This window comes from Sporosarcina sp. P18a (genome assembly GCF_002743135.1).
Classification (GTDB): Bacteria; Bacillota; Bacilli; order Bacillales_A; family Planococcaceae; genus Sporosarcina.
In genome coordinates this window covers 1178281-1197324 of record NZ_PDYQ01000001.1, presented here as the reverse complement: position 1 = coordinate 1197324, position 19044 = coordinate 1178281, and the positions used below count along the sequence as shown (strand labels likewise).

Genomic DNA, 19044 nt, shown 5'->3' with positions numbered 1-19044 from the left:
GCTGGAAATCTTTTTTTCAGAAAGGGGGTTAGCAAATGGCGAAGAAACGTGCTAAAAAGAGAGCACCAGCGAAGAAAAGACAACAGAAAAAACAGCAAAGTCAAATGCAACCGCTCTGGTTTGAAATTTTAGGTGTCATTTTAATCGGTATCGCAATTATCATGATCTTTGAATACGGCGTAATCGGTCGAGGTTTATCGGCTTTCTCTAGATTCTTATTAGGTAATTGGTATGTTGCATTGCCATTTTTGATTATTGTGCAAGCATTGATTTTCATGATCAAGAGACAAATCGGCGGATATAAGCACCGAATTGTCATCGGTTGTTTATTCATTTTAGGTAGTATGTTGTTGTTCAGTCATGTTCATTTATTTCAGACATTGTATGAAAGCAAGGTTCTGATGTCAAATTCTGCACTGAAGGAAACATGGAAAGTTCTCATCACCAATGATGGTATACATGACCAAACAGGGACGCTAGGTGGTGGTATGATAGGCGCTGTACTATTCGCGATGTTTTATTCACTGGTTGATTCATCAGGCGCTACAGTGGCTGGTGTACTGTTACTGCTCATTGGCATGATCTTGTTGACGGGAAAGGCTTTGATTCCGATCTTGGTCGAACAAACACCTATCTTGATGAATAGTATCAAGAACAAATGGATGGCGAGAGAAAAGAAACCTGTCAAGTCACCTGAAGAAAAACGTAAAGAAAGTGCGCGCAGTAATAGAAAGAGTAAGCCAAAACTGGTAAACACTGCTGAAATGGAATCAGTACAAGAACATCCAGAACCGGCCAGTGAACCAATTATCTCTAGCTTCACGGCAAAAATCGAACAGGCTGTACAACCAGAAGTTGTACAAGAAAGGAAATCGATAGATAAAGTAGACACAACCCTTGATCCTAAAGATCCTGCGGTTGATTATCCAGTAATGGGCGGAGAACAAGAAAACGAATCGTATATTTTGCCATCCACCAATCTATTGGAACCACCTGTAGCAAGTGATCAGTCTGGAGAATATAATTTAATTCAGGCAAACGCCAAGAAATTAGAGAAAACGTTCCTAAGCTTTGGTGTCAAAGCACGAGTGACACAAGTCCACTTAGGACCAGCAGTCACTAAATATGAAATCCTACCTGATACAGGTGTAAAAGTAAGTCGCATTGTTAGTTTGGCGGATGATATTGCATTGGCATTGGCAGCTAGTGGTATTCGTATTGAAGCACCAATCCCTGGTAAGTCAGCAGTTGGAATCGAAGTACCGAACAATGCAGTGGCGATGGTAAGTTTACGTGAAGTGTTGGAATCTAAAGAGAATAGTTCTCATGAATCCAAGTTGCTAGTAGGTTTAGGCCGTGATGTGACAGGACAAGCCATGATGACAGAACTCAATAAAATGCCCCACGTATTAATCGCGGGTGCCACGGGCAGTGGTAAAAGTGTTTGTGTCAACGGTATCATTATGAGTATTATCATGCGGGCGAAACCACATGAAGTGAAAATGATGATGATCGATCCGAAAATGGTAGAGTTGAACGTATTTAATGGTATTCCACATTTGTTGGCGCCTGTCGTTACGGATCCGAGAAAAGCGGCGCAAGCGTTGCAACGTGTTGTATCGGAGATGGAGCGCAGATATGAGTTATTCTCCCATACCGGCACACGGAACATTGAAGGGTATAATAACCATATTGAACAGTGGAATGAAGAACACGATGAGAAACATCCACGCATGCCGTATATTGTTGTTATCGTTGATGAACTGGCAGACTTAATGATGGTGGCATCAAGTGACGTAGAAGATTCCATCACACGTCTCGCACAGATGGCGAGGGCCGCCGGGATTCACTTAATTATCGCTACTCAACGACCAAGTGTTGATGTCATTACAGGAATCATTAAGGCAAACATTCCGTCACGAATTGCATTTGCTGTCTCTTCAGCAATCGATTCTCGAACTATTTTGGACGGTGGCGGTGCCGAGAAGTTATTGGGACGGGGAGATATGTTATTCCTGCCTGCGGGCGCTTCAAAACCTACGCGGATTCAAGGTGCGTTTGTCTCGGATGAAGAGGTCGAAGCTGTAGTAGATTTTGTTATCGAACAGCAAAAAGCTCAGTATCAAGAAGAGATGATTCCGACGGAGGTTGAAGTATTAGCACCGCATGAAGAAACCGATGAGTTATATGATGAAGCCGTACAAATGGTAGTGGAGATGCAAACCGCGTCCGTATCGATGATCCAGCGTCGTTTCCGAGTCGGTTATGCTAGAGCTGCACGTATAGTGGATCAAATGGAAGCGCGGGGTGTGGTTGGGCCGCCTGAAGGCAGTAAGCCAAGACATGTACTACTCAATAAATCTGAGCTGGAAATGTAAGTCTTCTTTCGTTCTTATTTTGATAAGTCGAAGTTATTCGTGATTTTGGCTAGATATTTCCTTCTACCTAAGTAAATGTTATAGTGAAGGTAGAAGGAAATTATCATTGCAGGCTATTGAAATAGAGTCCGTCATCCGATATTTAGTAGAACCGAAAGCGCTACCATGTAATGTAACTTCATCACTGTTATCATGAACATCATCTACGAGCCGGGTAAACAGTTCCCGAATATTTTACTAACAATATTCTTTTCATATTCAGTTTTTAAGTAAAAAGTAATGTCGATAGGGGTATAAGACGTACAACGTCCTAACATAATACCAAAATTAGCCAAGGGAGGTCATTATTGATGAAAAAAAGAAAATTGGGTCTAGCGATGTCTTTAGTGTTAGCCGCAGGTACAATGTTAGCAGCATGTGGCTCTGACGATAAAGGCAAAAACAATGCGGGTGAAAAGCCGGCAACAGGGGACAGCGGTGAGAAAAGCGAATTTTCAATTGCTATGGTAACTGATGTTGGAGGAATTGATGATAAATCATTCAACCAATCTGCATGGAAAGGCGTTAAAGAGTTTGGAGAAGAACAAGGATGGGAAAAGGGAACTGGCGGATACGATTACCTTCAGTCAACTGGCCCAGAAGATTATACAACAAACCTTAACAACTTGGCTCGTCGTGACTTTAACCTAATTTACGGAGTAGGTTTCTTGATGGAAGATGCAATTGAAGATATTGCAGCGCAACAAAAAGATACTCAGTTCTCAATTATTGATGGTGAAGTAGATGCTCCAAACGTAGCTAGCATCCTCTTTAAAGAACAAGAAGGCGGATACTTAGCTGGTGTCGCAGCTGGATTAATGACAAAATCAAATAAGGTTGGTTTCATTGGTGGCATGGACAATCCTGTAATCGAGCGTTTTGAAGCTGGATTCCTTGAAGGTGTCAAATCAGTTAAGCCTGAAATCAAAGTAGATTCAAAATATGTAGGTGCATTTGATAAAGCAGAACTTGGTAAAGCTGAGGCGGGCCGTATGTATTCTTCAGGCGTAGACATTATTTTCCACGCTGCAGGCGGAACAGGTAACGGTGTATTCTCAGAAGCGAAAGAACGTAAGCAAGCAGATAAAGATGCATACGTTTGGGTAATCGGTGTTGACTCTGACCAGTATGAAGAAGGTAAAGTGGGAGATGCCAACGTTACACTTACATCTATGTTGAAGCGTGTAGACGTAGCAGTTAAAGACATTGCTGATTTATCGATGGCTGGTAATTTCCCTGGTGGGGAAACAAAAGTCTACGGCCTTTCAGATAATGGTTTAGGTCTTGCTGATTCACGTGGCGCTATTCCACAAGACGTTTTAGATCAAATTGATGAACATGCACAAAAGATTGCAAATGGTGAAATTGAAGTACCAGAGTTTGTAGAAAAGAAGAAATAAGGTCATTAAACAACTGAAGGCCGGTTTTATATCCGGCCTTCATTTCATTAAGTTAATAAAATAAAGTTTCCTTGATATTTGTTCTGGAACTTTTATTTTATTAATTTTTAAGATTAATAATAAAAAATATTGGCAGGCTACTTATAAAAAATGGCAAAGCTTTCAACTTTTCATATAGGGGCTTTATCACGTATTATTGAAGATAAGAGTTGTGCTATTTAATTCTATTGAATTCAATTATAGGCAAGGAAGTGATGGGGATGAATTATGTAATTGAGATGCTAGATGTTTCAAAAAGGTTTGGAAATTTCTATGCAAATGATCATATTACATTACAACTGGAGAAAGGCGAAATTCACGCATTGCTGGGTGAAAACGGTGCGGGGAAATCTACCTTAATGAATGTGTTATTTGGTTTGTATCAACCGGATGGTGGAGAAATCCGTGTCCGTGGCGAAAATGTAGCAATCACTGATCCGAACGTGGCGAACGATCTCGGAATCGGGATGGTGCATCAACACTTTATGTTGGTGGAGAATTTAACTGTAACCGAAAACATTATTTTAGGTAGTGAGCCAACGAAATCTGGAGTTATTAACATTAAGGATTCTGCAAAAAAAGTTGCAGAAATTTCTAGGATGTATGGTCTCGATGTGGATCCTTACGCCAAAATCGAGGATATTTCAGTTGGTATGCAACAACGTGTCGAAATTCTTAAGACACTTTATCGTGGAGCAGATATTCTAATATTTGATGAACCTACTGCATCACTAACGCCTCAGGAAATTGATGAATTATTGAATATCATGAAAAAGCTCGTTGCAGAAGGAAAATCCATCATCTTGATCACCCATAAACTGGCGGAAATCATGAACGTCTCAGACAAAGTTACTGTCATCCGCAAAGGTAAAGGAATTGGTACTGTTATTACATCGGAAACGAATCCCGAAGAGTTAGCAACGTTGATGGTAGGACGTCAAGTAACATTTAAAACAGAAAAAGGCCCATCCCAACCGACTGAAGAAGTATTAAAGATAGAAAATCTACAAGTGAATGACTATCGTGGTGTTGCTAAATTAAAAGGCCTTAACCTTTCAGTACGACGCGGTGAAATTGTTGGGATTGCTGGCATTGATGGTAACGGTCAATCGGAATTAATCGAAGCAATCACGGGCTTAACTAAAGTGAAGAGCGGTAAGATTTTTATCAATGATGAAGATGTCACAAACAAAAAACCGCGAAAAATCACCGAAACCGGTATTGGACATATTCCGCAAGACCGCCACAAGCATGGACTTATATTAGACTTTTCAGTGGCGTATAATAGCGCGTTGCAATCGTATTATCATGAACCATTATCTAAAGGTGGAATCATGAACTATAAAGAGATCAATGAAAGAGCAGGAGAACTAATCAAAGAGTACGATGTTAGAACCCAAGGAGCACACGAATTAGCGAGGGCGTTATCCGGAGGAAATCAGCAAAAGCTCATAATCGGACGGGAAATTATGAGAAATCCGGATTTACTGATTGCGGCATTACCTACACGTGGTTTAGATGTGGGAGCAATCGAGTTTATTCATCGCCGTCTAATTGAACAACGTGATAAGGGAAAAGCAGTTTTACTCATTACGTTTGAGTTAGATGAAGTCATGAACGTTTCTGATAAAATCGCCGTTATTTATGATGGGACTATTGTAGGTACCGTAATACCTCAAGAGACAACGGAACAAGCCCTAGGATTAATGATGGCAGGTCATTCAAAAGATGTTGCTGAGAAAAAGGTGCTAGCCGCTGAGAAAGATGGTGATGAACATCATGTCGAATAGAATGATCAATATACTCGTCCCCATAATTTCGATTCTTCTAGGACTCTTAGTAGGCGCTGTCGTGATGTTGATCAGTGACTATAATCCAATCACAGGCTATATAGCATTATGGAATGGTATTTTTGGTGATTCTTATGCAATTGGTGAAACCATTCGTCAAATTAGTCCATACATACTTGCCGGGCTTGCAGTGGCATTTGCATTCAGAACTGGACTTTTCAATATTGGTGTTGAAGGACAATTGATCGTTGGCTGGTTTGCTGCAGCTTATGTAGGGATGGCATTCGATCTACCAAAAATTATTCATTTACCTTTCGCACTGATAGCAGCAGCTGCCGCTGGGGCACTGTGGGGGCTTGTGCCGGGTATTTTAAAGGCTACATTGAAAGTACATGAGGTTATTGTCACCATCATGATGAACTATATTGCCTTACACGTGGTGAACGCATTAATTAAAACACTCTCCGGTGGTGGATTCAAATTGGAGCGTATCCATCAATCGGCTTCGCTTCGGTCAGAGTTCTTATCTAATCTAACGGACTATTCTACATTGCACTACGGAATATTCGTAGCATTGGCTATGGTTGTTGTCATGTGGTTCATTTTAGAGAAAACAAAGACTGGATTTGAGTTGAAGTCTGTTGGTTATAACGATAATGCTGCTCGCTATGCGGGTATGAGCGCAAACAAGAATATTGTTCTTGCAATGGTCATTTCGGGTGCTTTTGCTGGACTTGGAGGCGCAATGGAGGCGCTTGGTACGTTTGGTAATATGTCCTCCATGGGTGGCTTTACAGGAATCGGTTTTGATGGAATCGCCGTAGCCTTGCTTGGTGCGAATACGCCACTTGGTGTCATCTTCGGAGCCACATTATTCGGCTCATTGAAATATGGTGCGAATAATATGCCGAACGAAGCAGGAATTCCAGTAGAAATTGTTTCAATTATTATAGCATTGGTGATTTTCTTTGTTGCCTGTGGATACATCATCCGTGTAGGACTCATACGTTTGCGTAATAAGAAGGAGGAGAAGTAACATGTTAGATGTATTATACTTTATCATACCTATAACAATTGCTTCTGCAGCTCCTCTTATTTTTACAGCAATTGGCGGTGTATTCTCTGAACGATCCGGAGTGATCAATATCGGATTGGAAGGCCTTATGATTATGGGGGCATTCATTGGTATCTTATTCAACTTGTTTTTTGCGGATACCTTTGGCGCCTGGACACCTTGGATTGCGTTACTTGTGGCAATGCTCGTTTCAGCTCTATTTGCAACACTTCACGCTGTAGCGTCTATCTCGTTCCGGGCGGATCAAGTAGTGTCAGGTGTTGCAATTAACATGTTAGGTCTGGCTATCGCATTATTTTCGGTAAAAATGATTTTCGGCAAAGGTCAAACAGATTTTATTCAACAAAAAATACCGAGATTCAACGTGCCGTTTTTGGAAGATATTCCAATCATTGGCCCCATGTTCTTTAAGTTAGTTTATGGCTCTTCAATTATGGCGATCGTCGTAGCGTTTATCGCATGGTTTGTTATTTATAAGACACCATTTGGTTTGCGTCTTCGCTCAGTAGGAGAACATCCGATGGCGGCAGACACAATGGGCATCAAAGTAACAAAAATCCGCTATATTGCAGTACTAATTTCTGGTGGCCTTGCTGGAATTGGTGGGGCAGTTTATTCACAGACCATCACGAATGATTTCGGGCATGCAACAATTAATGGACAAGGATTTATGGCTTTAGCAGCAATGATCTTTGGGAAATGGCATCCACTGGGAGCTTTAGGTGCTGCGCTATTCTTCGGATTTGCGCAGGCGCTAGCAATCAGTTCTTCCAGTATTAAGTTACTAGCAGATATCCCGTCAGTGTACTTCCATATATTCCCTTACGTTTTAACTATCCTGGCTCTTGCTGGATTCCTTGGAAAAGCGAAAGCGCCAAAAGCACTTGGTAAACCTTACGTTAAAGGAAATAGATAAATGTTAGAAAAGCTATCTGGAGATACGAATTCTTCAGGTAGCTTTTCTAAGGTTGTAGCAATATTACTCGGAATTTCTTTCAACTTCCGTTTCAGTCTTAGCTAAACACGATCTTCAGCGCGCGAAAGTTGTATCATTTTCCAAATGACAGGCTAAAATGTATAGTGAGACTAGGAATACATATAATAAGGTAAACGAGGTGTTTGTATGTTCAATAAAACAAAATTACAAAATGGTGTACATTTGTATATACGTAAAACGGAACAGTTTAAAACAGTTAATGTGACAATTAAGTGGAAAGCACCACTGGATCAAAAGAAAGCCTCTGAACGTGCGGTGTTGGCGAATGTAATGGAGGATTCAACGAAGCAGTATCCAACAGTAGGTTCCATGCGCAAGGCGCTTGACGAGTTATACGGTACGGTATTATTTACGGACGTCTCCAAAAGAAGTTCTCAACACATGGTTTCACTTTATACGGAATGTGTAAATGATGAATTTTTTGCAGGGGAAGATATCTTTAAACAGTTATGGCAATTGATTCGTTCTGTAGTGTTTGATCCGAATGTATCGAATAAAGCATTTGATCCTGACGTTACAGAAAGGGAAAAACGTAATGTCCGTGATCGGATTCGTTCTATTTATGACGACAAAACACGTTTTGCACAGAAACGTATGCTTGAAATCATGAGACCAGATCACCCAGCATCCATTTCGGCTTATGGTACAGAAACTGCGGTGTCGGAAATTACTAATGAAAGTCTTTATGCTACATACGAAGATATGATGAATAATGATTTGATTGATATTTATGTAGTAGGCGATATAGATGAAAATGATATCATTAAGCAAATTAAGCAGTTCCTACCGTTTGCGGCTAGAGATGCAGTGAAACAAAATGAATTACCGGATGTGAAAGTGTCAGATTCCGTGAATACAGTGAGAGAAAAACAAGACATGAAACAAGGTAAACTTCATCTTGGTTTCGATACACCGGTATCTTTCCATCATCCGGATTACCATAAGATGCAAGTAACCAATGGGGTTTTCGGAGGCTTTGCCCACAGTAAACTATTCATGAATGTGCGAGAAAAGGAAAGTATGGCATACTATGCGAATAGTGCATTTGCTTCGCATTACGGTATCGTCTACGTCACAGCAGGTATTGATGCGGACTTGGAAGAAAAAGCTGTCAAGCTAATTCTTGAGCAACTTACGGCATTACAGAATGGTGAAAGTACAGAAGTCGAGTTAAGTCAGACAGTCGCACTTCTAGAAAACAGTATCTTGAGTGCAAACGATTCGGCCCGCAGTCAGATTGAAATTTTTGATCAATATAAAGAATTAGACGAGAACTTCACGGCTGAACGATTAATCGAAAAGTGGGAATCGGTCACATTGGAAGACGTAAAGGAGATGGCAAAGACAATTCAATTGGAAATTGTGTATTTGCTGTCAGGTAAGGAGGATGTTTCCGAATGAAAGAAGTAAATTTTGATCAACTACAAGAGAAGATTTATACTGAAACACTTGATAATGGGTTGAAAGTGGTTATATTACCGAAACGTGGATTTTCTAAAACATTTGTAACGTTTACGACGAAATACGGGTCTATTGATCGTACGTTCAAACCACATGGCAAAGATGAACTTATTACAGTACCTGATGGGATTGCCCATTTTCTAGAGCACAAAATGTTTGAGAAAGAAGATGGAGATGTTTTTCAGAAGTTTAGTTTAAATGGTGCTTCTGCCAATGCTTATACAACATTTGGAAGAACGGCATATCTTTTTTCTGCAACCAATAAACTAAAAGAAAACACCAAAATATTACTCGATTTTGTTCAACAACCATATTTCACCAAGCAAACTGTTGATAAAGAGAAAGGCATCATTGCCCAGGAAATTACCATGTATGACGACCAGCCTGACTGGCGCCTATATTTCGGCACAATTGAAAATCTCTATGAAAACCACCCAGTGAAAATTGACATTGCGGGAACTGTTGAGTCGATTCAGGACATCACAGCGGAACATTTATATACATGTTATGAGACGTTCTACCATCCGTCCAACATGTTACTGTTTATCGTCGGAGCAGTAAAGCCCGAAGAAATGATGGAATTTATCAAAGAGGATCAAGCAATAAAATCATTCGATAAACCAGAGGCGATTGAACGCCAATTTCCGACCGAGTCAACAGAGGTTGATGTATCTGAACGTACATTGACGATGGACGTTTCAAAACCAAAATTGAATATCGGTATGAAATGTAACAAGGTAGATTTACAGGGGCAAGAGATGCTTGAAGCGGAATTGTCAGCAAACCTCGTATTAGATAGTCTATTCGGTCGCACGTCTGCATTTTATGAAAAAGCAAATGCGGAAGGCTTAGTTGATGAATCGTTCTCATATGAATTTACCATGGAAGAAGGCTACGGTTTTGCGATGGTCGGTTCCGATACAGATGAGCCGGAGCGCTTAGAAAAACTGATTCGTCATACGATTAAAGACGCAAAATCAAATTGGCCTGTGCTTGAAGAAGATTTGAATAGAATGCGTAGGAAAAAAATTGGTCAATTTATGCGTTCATTGAATTCCATTGAATTTATCGCCAATCAATACACGCGATATGAATTTAACGAAATGAATTTATTCGATGTCGTACCGACTTTAGAGAAGTTATCGATGGATAAACTAAAAGAAGCATTTGCAATGTTTTCCGATGACAATAGCTATACAATCTTTAAAGTCATACCACCGAAGACGCAATGAGTATGACGCGTTTCGCACTCGTTTTAGGGGCTTCCGGAGGGATTGGGGAAGTGATCTGCAAACAACTAGCAAAAGCGGGCTGGTCTTTGTATATGCACTATAATGCAAATAAAAACCAGCTCGATCTATTGCGTTATGAGTTAGAAGAGAATTATCCCAACCAGCAATTCCGTAGTGTGCAAGCTGATTTTAGAGTAGAATTAGCGGCAGAGAAATTGGCAGGTAGCATTCAAAGCGTTCAAGCAATTGTTGTAGCCAACGGTCAGGCAGTTGTCAAACTGTTATCGGAGACAAGCGAAATGGAAATGTCGGAATTATGGCAAGTCCATGTGCAGAATCCAGCTCGTTTAATCGCACTGTTATCTGAAAAACTGCGCAAGCAAGATGTCTCCTATATAGTATTTATCGGATCGATATGGGGTAGTACAGGCGCAGCAGGTGAAGTAATGTATTCTGCAGTTAAAGGTGCCCAGCATGCCTTTGTCAAAGCATATGCAAAGGAATCCGCCTTTTCTGGCATACGGGTAAATGCAATTGCCCCAGGTTGGATCGACACCCGCATGAATCAAGAGTTTTCCGCGGAGGAACGTCAGATGGTGCTTGAACAGATTCCGCTTTTGTCAGTGGGGACACCGCAGGAAATAGCGAATATGGTCGAATTTATGTTAAGTGGCAAAGCAGATTATATGACAGGTGAAATAATTCAAATCAATGGTGGTTGGTATATGTAAAGCCTTTGGAGAAGGACAATGCCTGTTGTCCTTTTCTTTTTTTCTTTTATTCACTTTGGCTATCCGCTATTATAGAACTAAGTGCATACTTGTGCATTCTGGAAAAAGTAGTTTTATGAAGGAGTGTGTTGAATGGGAGAATGGTATGTCGAATATGAGTTGCAAGTCAATCGGCCTGGATTACTAGGAGATATTGCTTCCTTACTTGGTATGTTGCGTGTAGATATTGTGACGATTAATGGGGTAGATGGCAGATACCGTGGTATGCTCGTTCACACCGATCATGACCAGCAGATTAAACGTTTTGAGTTGATCGCTTCTACTATGGATGCGATTGTCATCCATAAGATCAGAGAACCTAAATTACGGGATGTATTGGCTGTTCGGCATGGACATTATATTCAGCGCGGTACCGATGATCGAAGAACGTATCAGTTCATAAGAAGTGAGCTTGGAATCTTAGTGGACTTTTTAGCAGAGATCTTCAAACAAGATGGTCATAAACTAATCGGTGTCCGTGGAATGCCGCGCGTAGGAAAAACAGAATCCGTAGTAGCGGCGAGTGTTTGTGCCAATAAAAAATGGGTCTTTTTATCTTCTACGATGATTAAACAAACAATTAGGACGAGTATGATGGGGGATGAATTCTCGGACGATAACATCTTCATACTTGATGGGATCGTGACACGAAAAACTTCCGACGAACGTCATATGCAATTAGTACGTGAAATTATGGGCTTGCCGACCATTAAAGTGGTTGAGCATCCAGATATGTTTGTAAAACAATCCGAATATACAATTGAAGATTTTGATATTATTATAGAGTTGCGGACAACTGTAGATCAAGAAATCACTTATGATATTTTAGAGAAAAATGATCCGCTATCCAACCGCAATCCCATGGGCGGCTTTAATATGTTTAATTGATTGAAATGAGTTAGGTGGGTGTTGAATTTGATCGGAATAGGTGCTCGTTTAAAAGAAGCGAGGATTTTAAAAGGATTGACACTAGAAGATCTGCAAGACAGTACGAAAATCCAACAACGTTATTTGTCAGCAATTGAAAATGAGGATTTTCAAATTATTCCTGGTGCTTTTTACGTACGTGTTTTTATTAAAGAGTATGCGGAAGCGGTTGACTTGGATGCGGAAGAAATTCTTAGTCTTTATCAGGATGAGTATGAACCAGCAGTGCAAGAAAAACAGGAAAAAGTTGTGCCGGCAACTATGCAACGTAGTGCTGTTTCAAAGCAGAGTGACCAATTAAAAGAAGCAATGCCAAAAATACTTGTAGCACTATTAATTATTATGATTTTTGTAATTGTTTATACTTTACTAAGAGACAAGGCAACAGAGTCGGAGATAGGTCATGAATCAACAGAGCCCGGTTCTTCGGTAATAGCTGATCCACAAGGTGATTCAGGTGAAATTGGGCAATCTAAGCAACCATTTGAACATGCTTCTACTGTAGGTGAAACGTCTACATTCAAATTATCAGACTCTGAAAATATTACAGTGGTTATCAAGACTACGGGGAGATCTTGGATTTCAGTAATGGATCAAGATGGCAACGAACGAATGCCGAAACCAAGTGGTGCCCGAGTAGTACAAGAAGGCGAAACAATCGAAATACAAGCGAACGATGCAGAAAGTTTGAGAATCCGAGTTGGTAATTACGAAAACGCGGAACTGACTGTTAATGGACAACGCGTAGATTACCCAACAGACCTTGTACCACAAAACATTGTGTTAAAAAAACCATAATAAAATAGTCATCTAAAAAGGTGGCTATTTTATTCTTTATAAATAGATTTTACCGTTAGAAAGGCGGACAAGTAATGAATTTACCAAATAAAATTACACTCTCTAGAGTATTTATGATCCCTGTCTTCATCCTGTTTCTTACAGTGGATTTTGGATGGGGAATGATTCGGCTAGGTGGAGTAGAAATGCCTGTTGAACATTTGGTGGGCGCGATGATCTTCATCATAGCTTCTACAACTGACTGGCTAGATGGATACTTAGCAAGGAAAAACAACTTAGTAACAAATATGGGTAAGTTTTTGGATCCGTTAGCAGATAAGCTACTAGTCTCGGCCGCTTTTATTTTATTAGTGGAGATGGGGACGGCTCCTGCATGGATCGTCATCGTTATCATTAGTAGAGAATTTGCGGTTACAGGATTACGTTTGATTTTAGCGGGTGGTGGGGAAGTAGTAGCAGCAAACCAGTTAGGTAAAATTAAAACAGTTACGCAACTACTAGCGATATCATTTCTTTTAATGCATAATATTTTCTTCGAAGCGATTGGTATTCCGTTCGGAACCATCATGTTGTACATCGCATTAGTATTTACAGTGTGGTCAGGTGTCGATTACTTTGTTAAAAATCGTAAAATTTTAGTGGAGTCAATGTGAGGAGTGGAGTGTATTCATGAAAGCAGAAATTATTGCGGTAGGATCTGAACTTCTTCTGGGACAAATCACGAATACCAACGCTAGGTTCATATCGGCTAAATTAGCTGAAGCCGGAATAGATGTATATTGCCACACCGTTGTAGGGGATAATCCTAAACGCTTGTCACAAGCCATTCAGTTAGCTCAGCAACGTGCAGACATCCTGATCTTTAGTGGCGGTCTCGGGCCGACAAAGGATGACTTAACAAAGCAAACTATTGCAAGTGAATTGGGTTGTACGCTTATATCTGATGACGATGCGATGAAAACGATCGAAGATTATTTTACCCGTGTGGGAAAAGTGATGACCGAAAATAATAAACAGCAAGCTCTTGTTTTAAAAGGTTCAACAGTATTGCCAAATCGAAATGGTATGGCACCAGGTATAGCGATAGGCAAAGACGGTAAGCAGTATATTTTGCTACCGGGGCCACCTCACGAAATGGAGCCCATGTTTGAACAAGAGGCGATTCCCTACTTACTTGGTGTATACGGTAAACAAGATGTAATCTCTTCAAAGGTGTTGAAGTTGCAAGGAATTGGCGAGTCGGAATTAGAAGTTCGTATTCAGTCTATTCTTGAAAAGCAGACCAATCCAACAATTGCACCACTTGCTTCACCGGGCATGGTTAACCTTCGTATTACCGCAAAAGCCAAAACAGAAGAAGAAGCACAGAAATTGATAGCACCTGTTGAACAAGAAATCCGTTCTATTGTAGGAGAGTTTATCTATGGTGTGGATGATGAAACGCTGGCTTCCAAAACGACCGAATTATTGCTTCAAAATGACTGGACTATTTCTGCTGCGGAAAGTCTCACAACCGGAATGTTTATGGCGGAACTTGGTTCAGAAGCGGGAATAGGCAATGCACTTAAAGGCGGCCTTGTGGTGTATAATAAAGAGATGAAAATTGAGCAATTGGGTATTCTACCATCATTACTTGATTACCATGGCATTGTCAGTGCAGAGTGTGCGGAATCGATGGCTGAAAGTGTTCGAGAGCGATTCACCACAACATTTGGAGTAAGTCTGACTGGCGCTGCAGGCCCTGAACCACATGATGGTCAACCAGCCGGTACAGTTTGGATTGGCATTGCAGCAGAAGGTATGAAGACAACGTCTTATAAACTTCAACTGTCAGGTTCCCGTAATGTAAATCGTAAACGGTCTGTTCAATTTGCTTTACATTATCTCATTCAGACAATCAAAGAGAAAAAAGAACTGAAGTATTGAATTTTGCTATTGAATTAGCTAGCAAAAATCAAATCTTCCTAGCTTTTTACGCTTGTTTTTCAATTTCTATAACAGACTTATCGAATACCCGTTCGTTTAATTCTTGTGTATTCTGTTGGGAAAAGGTATAATAAGAGTAGAAAAAGAGTTTGAGGAGGAATTGTAATTGAGCAATCGTAAAGCGGCATTAGATATGGCATTAAAACAAATAGAGAAACAATTCGGTAAAGGTTCTGTCATGAAAATGGGAGAAAAAACAGATCTTCAAATTGATACATCATCATCAGGTTCATTAGCTTTGGATGCGGCGCTAGGAATAGGCGGATATCCACGTGGACGAGTAATTGAAATATATGGACCGGAAAGTTCCGGTAAAACAACCGTTTCATTGCATGCAATTGCAGAAGTGCAAGCAAGCGGTGGTACTGCGGCATTTATTGATGCAGAACACGCACTAGATCCTGTCTATGCACAAAAGCTAGGTGTCAATATTGACGAGTTGCTACTATCACAGCCGGATACAGGTGAGCAAGCATTGGAAATTGCAGAGGCACTTGTTCGTTCAGGTGCAGTAGATATCGTGGTAGTGGACTCGGTAGCAGCACTTGTACCGAAAGCTGAAATCGAAGGCGAGATGGGTGACGCGCACGTTGGTTTGCAAGCTCGTTTGATGTCTCAAGCATTGCGTAAACTTTCCGGTGCTATTAATAAGTCAAATACGATTGCGGTCTTCATTAACCAGATTCGTGAAAAAGTAGGAGTCATGTTTGGTAATCCGGAAGTAACGCCAGGTGGACGAGCATTGAAGTTCTATGCGTCTGTTCGTCTGGAAGTACGTAGAGGTGAGGCGATCAAGCAAGCCAACGATATTATGGGGAATAAAACAAGGATTCGCGTCGTCAAAAACAAAGTAGCTCCACCTTTCCGTACAGCGGAAGTAGACATCATGTATGGTGAAGGGATTTCAAAAGAAGGTGAAATTCTAGATTTGGGATCTGAATTGGAAGTAGTCCAAAAGAGTGGTGCTTGGTATTCTTATGAAGGCGAGCGCTTAGGTCAAGGTCGTGAAAACGCAAAACAATTCTTGAAGGAAAACTTGAAAATGCGTGATGAAATTGCGTCCAAGATTCGTGAATCATACGGTTTGAATGCAACAAACTATGTGATTGCAGCCCATGATGAAGAAGACGAGCTTGATGATTTACTTACACTTTCAGAAGAGAAGTAAGTCGTATATGTTAGCAAAACCGCCAATTTAATGGCGGTTTTTTTATAAAAATTATTCTCGTCGACCTGTTTAGATCATGAGCTTGGGAATGACATACTTTTTGCCTTTATGGAACTAAAATATTTTTTGAATGAATAAGTGAAATATAAAGTGGAAAGACTCTTGCAAACAAAACAAAAAGTATCTATAGGAATGAATTTTCCTTCATCATTCCTTGACACAATAAAAATACAACTATACAATTAAAGTGGCGTATTATATACGTCCTATATTTAACAAACCAATCAATTGTTTTTGGCGGTATGTTGATTTTAACTTAATTCAGCAAAATGAAAAGTTAAGTAAAAAGTAGTGACATCAATAGAAAATTAGTCCCGAAACAGCAGGTTTTCTACTACCCGTTGGATTAAGTTAAGCCTTAGGCGTTTTCACAGATCATCGGGACATTACCGGGAAGCTTCGGTAACTAGTAAAGTGAATGTATTCGCCGTGGCAAAATTGATTATACGAGCCGACTGAAAAGAAAAGAATAAGCAGGAGGAGGTGACCTCAATGGGTATTGAAATACTCATCTCCGTTTTGCTAAGTCTCATCGTCGGTGCAGTTGTTAGCTTTTTTATATTGAAAAATGTGAATGATTCAAAAGTAACTGGTGCCAAACATACTGCCAACCAACTCGTCGAAGAGGCGAAGCGTGAAGCGGAGTCAGTAAAGAAAGAGGCACTGTTAGAAGCGAAAGATGAAACTCACGAACTGCGGATTGAAGCAGAAACAGAAGTCCGTGAGAGAAGGACGGAATTACAGAAACAGGAAAACCGTCTCTTACAGCGTGAAGAAAACCTTGATCGCAAGGATGATGCGCTCAATAAAAGAGAAGCAGGTCTAGAGCGCAAAGAAGATGCGCTATTAGAAAGACAACAGCATATTGAAGAGATGGAACGCAAAGCGGAACAACTCGTTACTACACAGAAGACCGAATTGGAAAGAATTTCTTCTTTAACAAAAGATGAGGCAAAGCGAATCATCTTGGAAGATGTAGAAGAAGAGCTTTCTACGGATATTGCTGTTATGACAAAAGAATCTGAGCAACGGGCTAAAGAGGAATCCGAGCGTAAAGCACGTGAAATTCTATCACTGGCATTGCAACGATTTGCGGCAGATCATGTGGCAGAAACTACAGTTTCCGTTGTTAATTTGCCGAATGATGAGATGAAAGGTCGCATCATTGGTCGTGAAGGACGAAATATTCGTACACTTGAGACGCTAACGGGCATTGATTTGATTATTGACGATACGCCAGAAGCTGTTATTCTGTCTGGTTTTGATCCAGTTCGGAGAGAGACAGCAAGATTGGCATTGGAGAAATTGGTTCAGGATGGACGAATTCATCCTGCACGTATCGAAGAAATGGTCGACAAATCCAGAAGAGAAGTGGACGAGTTAATCCGGGAAAAAGGAGAACAAACTACGTTCGATGTAGGTGTCCACAACTTGCATCCGGATATGATTAAAATTCTTGGTCGTTTGCACTTCCGTACGAGTTACGGACAGAACGTCTTGAAACACTCTATTGAAGTAGCCTATTTAACAGGTTTACTGGCAGCAGAGCTTGGCGAAGACGTAACACTTGCTAGACGTGCTGGTTTACTACATGATATCGGTAAAGCGATTGACCATGAAGTGGAAGGCAGTCACGTGCAGATCGGTAAAGAGTTGGCAGTGAAATATAAGGAACATCCAGTTGTTATTAACAGTATCGCTTCCCATCACGGTGATGAAGAGGCTACCTCTGTTATTGCAGTGCTTGTAGCTGCGGCAGATGCATTATCTGCAGCAAGACCAGGTGCTCGCAGTGAAACATTGGAAAACTATATTAAACGTCTGCAAAAGCTCGAAGAAATTTCGGAATCATATGAAGGTGTGGAGAAATCATTTGCCATTCAGGCTGGACGGGAAGTACGAATCATTGTTCGTCCTGAACAGATTGATGATATTACCGCACATCGCTTAGCACGTGATATACGAAAACAAATCGAGGAAGAATTGAACTACCCAGGGCATATCAAAGTGACGGTCATACGGGAGACCCGCGCAGTAGAGTATGCAAAATAATACCTAACACAAAACAGCTTCCGATTCGTTTGGAAGCTGTTTTCATTTTGGAAAGAGGTTGTTACAAATGAAAGTACTATTTATTGGAGATATTGTAGGATCGATGGGAAGAGAAATGGTAATGGATTATGTATCGCGTTTGAAGCGAAAATATCAAGCGGACGTAATTATCGCGAATGGTGAAAATGCAGCTTCAGGCAGAGGAATTACAAAATCCATTTACCATGATTTATTGCATGCGGGAGTAGATGTCATTACGATGGGAAACCATACATGGGATCAACGTGAAATTTATGATTTCATTGACGAAGTGGATTACTTGATTCGTCCTGCCAACTTCTCAGAACAAGCCCCCGGTAAAGGCATGACGTCCATTACGAAAAATGGGGTTACACTATCCGTAATTAATTTACATGGTCGCACATTTTTACCGCCACATGATGACCCATTTGCTAAAGCAGATGAACTAGTAGAAGAAGCCTTGCAAACATCACCATTGGTTTTTGTAGACTTTCATGCAGAAGCAACAAGTGAAAAGATTGCAATGGGATGGCACTTGGACGGAAAAGTATCTGTCGTTGTGGGGACACATACACATGTCCAAACTGCAGACGAACGAATTTTGCCAGGGGGTACTGCATATTTAACAGATGCAGGGATGACCGGCCCGTATGATGAAATTTTAGGAATGAAAAAAGAGGACGTATTGTACCGCTTCTATACCAACTTGCCAACCCGCTTTGAAGTACCGAAAAGTGGAAGACCACAGCTAAACGGCATGTTTGTGGAATTGGATGACAAAACCGGTAAAGCGCATAAGATTGAAAGAATCCGAATTAACGAAGATCATCCGTTCAAAAACTAATTATCCA

At 40.6% G+C, this 19044-nt stretch carries 15 protein-coding genes; all 15 read left to right on the top strand.

Annotated elements, in window-relative coordinates:
• Positions 1–35: 35 nt before the first annotated feature.
• The 15 genes from CSV75_RS06090 to CSV75_RS06020 all read left to right on the top strand — a co-directional run bounded on the left by CSV75_RS06090 (position 36) and on the right by CSV75_RS06020 (position 19037).
• Positions 36–2378 carry a DNA translocase FtsK gene (locus CSV75_RS06090; protein ID WP_099675109.1) on the top strand — a complete coding sequence of 781 codons (2343 nt, stop codon included), beginning with the start codon at positions 36–38 and terminating at the stop codon, positions 2376–2378.
• A gap of 350 nt (positions 2379–2728) precedes the next feature.
• Positions 2729–3817, top strand: a complete 1089-nt coding sequence (locus CSV75_RS06085; RefSeq protein ID WP_099675108.1) for a BMP family lipoprotein — start codon at positions 2729–2731, stop codon at positions 3815–3817.
• Between the two features lie 260 nt (positions 3818–4077).
• On the top strand, positions 4078–5646 hold the full coding sequence (locus CSV75_RS06080; protein ID WP_099635969.1) for an ABC transporter ATP-binding protein: 1569 nt from the start codon (positions 4078–4080) through the stop codon (positions 5644–5646).
• Complete coding sequence (locus CSV75_RS06075) at positions 5636–6682, top strand: ABC transporter permease (RefSeq protein ID WP_099630967.1); 1047 nt, start codon at positions 5636–5638, stop codon at positions 6680–6682. Before CSV75_RS06080 ends, CSV75_RS06075 begins: the two co-directional genes overlap by 11 nt.
• 1 nt (position 6683) lies before the next feature.
• On the top strand, positions 6684–7637 hold the full coding sequence (locus tag CSV75_RS06070) for an ABC transporter permease (protein ID WP_099630968.1): 954 nt from the start codon (positions 6684–6686) through the stop codon (positions 7635–7637).
• Positions 7638–7844: 207 nt separating this feature from the next.
• Positions 7845–9119, top strand: a complete 1275-nt coding sequence (gene yfmF / locus CSV75_RS06065; protein WP_099675107.1) for an EF-P 5-aminopentanol modification-associated protein YfmF — start codon at positions 7845–7847, stop codon at positions 9117–9119.
• Entirely contained in the window at positions 9116–10411 is a 1296-nt protein-coding gene (yfmH, locus tag CSV75_RS06060; RefSeq protein WP_099675106.1) for an EF-P 5-aminopentanol modification-associated protein YfmH, read from the top strand. The genes yfmF and yfmH overlap by 4 nt, the downstream gene beginning before the upstream one ends.
• Positions 10412–10413: 2 nt before the next feature.
• A complete protein-coding gene (gene ymfI / locus CSV75_RS06055; RefSeq protein WP_099675105.1) occupies positions 10414–11142 on the top strand; it encodes an elongation factor P 5-aminopentanone reductase in 729 nt (242 codons plus the stop codon).
• Positions 11143–11274: 132 nt separating this feature from the next.
• Complete coding sequence (locus CSV75_RS06050; protein WP_099675104.1) at positions 11275–12069, top strand: DUF3388 domain-containing protein; 795 nt, start codon at positions 11275–11277, stop codon at positions 12067–12069.
• A 27-nt stretch (positions 12070–12096) separates the two neighbouring features.
• Positions 12097–12906 carry a helix-turn-helix domain-containing protein gene (locus CSV75_RS06045; protein ID WP_158231609.1) on the top strand — a complete coding sequence of 270 codons (810 nt, stop codon included), beginning with the start codon at positions 12097–12099 and terminating at the stop codon, positions 12904–12906.
• A 74-nt stretch (positions 12907–12980) separates the two neighbouring features.
• Entirely contained in the window at positions 12981–13559 is a 579-nt protein-coding gene (gene pgsA / locus CSV75_RS06040; RefSeq protein ID WP_099675102.1) for a CDP-diacylglycerol--glycerol-3-phosphate 3-phosphatidyltransferase, read from the top strand.
• A gap of 16 nt (positions 13560–13575) precedes the next feature.
• Positions 13576–14832 carry a competence/damage-inducible protein A gene (locus CSV75_RS06035; RefSeq protein ID WP_099675101.1) on the top strand — a complete coding sequence of 419 codons (1257 nt, stop codon included), beginning with the start codon at positions 13576–13578 and terminating at the stop codon, positions 14830–14832.
• A 166-nt stretch (positions 14833–14998) separates the two neighbouring features.
• Positions 14999–16060, top strand: coding sequence for a recombinase RecA (recA, locus tag CSV75_RS06030; RefSeq protein ID WP_085133293.1), 1062 nt, complete (start codon positions 14999–15001; stop codon positions 16058–16060).
• Between the two features lie 552 nt (positions 16061–16612).
• Positions 16613–18172, top strand: coding sequence for a ribonuclease Y (gene rny, locus CSV75_RS06025; protein WP_099630976.1), 1560 nt, complete (start codon positions 16613–16615; stop codon positions 18170–18172).
• A 67-nt stretch (positions 18173–18239) separates the two neighbouring features.
• Complete coding sequence (locus CSV75_RS06020; RefSeq protein ID WP_099675100.1) at positions 18240–19037, top strand: TIGR00282 family metallophosphoesterase; 798 nt, start codon at positions 18240–18242, stop codon at positions 19035–19037.
• The last annotated feature ends 7 nt before the right edge of the window (positions 19038–19044 follow it).

Coding starts and splice junctions, on each gene's coding strand:
- CSV75_RS06090 (WP_099675109.1), top strand. CDS start 36: ATGGCGAAGAAACGTGCTAAAAAGAGAGCACCAGCGAAGAAAAGACAA.
- CSV75_RS06085 (WP_099675108.1), top strand. CDS start 2,729: ATGAAAAAAAGAAAATTGGGTCTAGCGATGTCTTTAGTGTTAGCCGCA.
- CSV75_RS06080 (WP_099635969.1), top strand. CDS start 4,078: ATGAATTATGTAATTGAGATGCTAGATGTTTCAAAAAGGTTTGGAAAT.
- CSV75_RS06075 (WP_099630967.1), top strand. CDS start 5,636: ATGTCGAATAGAATGATCAATATACTCGTCCCCATAATTTCGATTCTT.
- CSV75_RS06070 (WP_099630968.1), top strand. CDS start 6,684: ATGTTAGATGTATTATACTTTATCATACCTATAACAATTGCTTCTGCA.
- yfmF (WP_099675107.1), top strand. CDS start 7,845: ATGTTCAATAAAACAAAATTACAAAATGGTGTACATTTGTATATACGT.
- yfmH (WP_099675106.1), top strand. CDS start 9,116: ATGAAAGAAGTAAATTTTGATCAACTACAAGAGAAGATTTATACTGAA.
- ymfI (WP_099675105.1), top strand. CDS start 10,414: ATGACGCGTTTCGCACTCGTTTTAGGGGCTTCCGGAGGGATTGGGGAA.
- CSV75_RS06050 (WP_099675104.1), top strand. CDS start 11,275: ATGGGAGAATGGTATGTCGAATATGAGTTGCAAGTCAATCGGCCTGGA.
- pgsA (WP_099675102.1), top strand. CDS start 12,981: ATGAATTTACCAAATAAAATTACACTCTCTAGAGTATTTATGATCCCT.
- CSV75_RS06035 (WP_099675101.1), top strand. CDS start 13,576: ATGAAAGCAGAAATTATTGCGGTAGGATCTGAACTTCTTCTGGGACAA.
- rny (WP_099630976.1), top strand. CDS start 16,613: ATGGGTATTGAAATACTCATCTCCGTTTTGCTAAGTCTCATCGTCGGT.
- CSV75_RS06020 (WP_099675100.1), top strand. CDS start 18,240: ATGAAAGTACTATTTATTGGAGATATTGTAGGATCGATGGGAAGAGAA.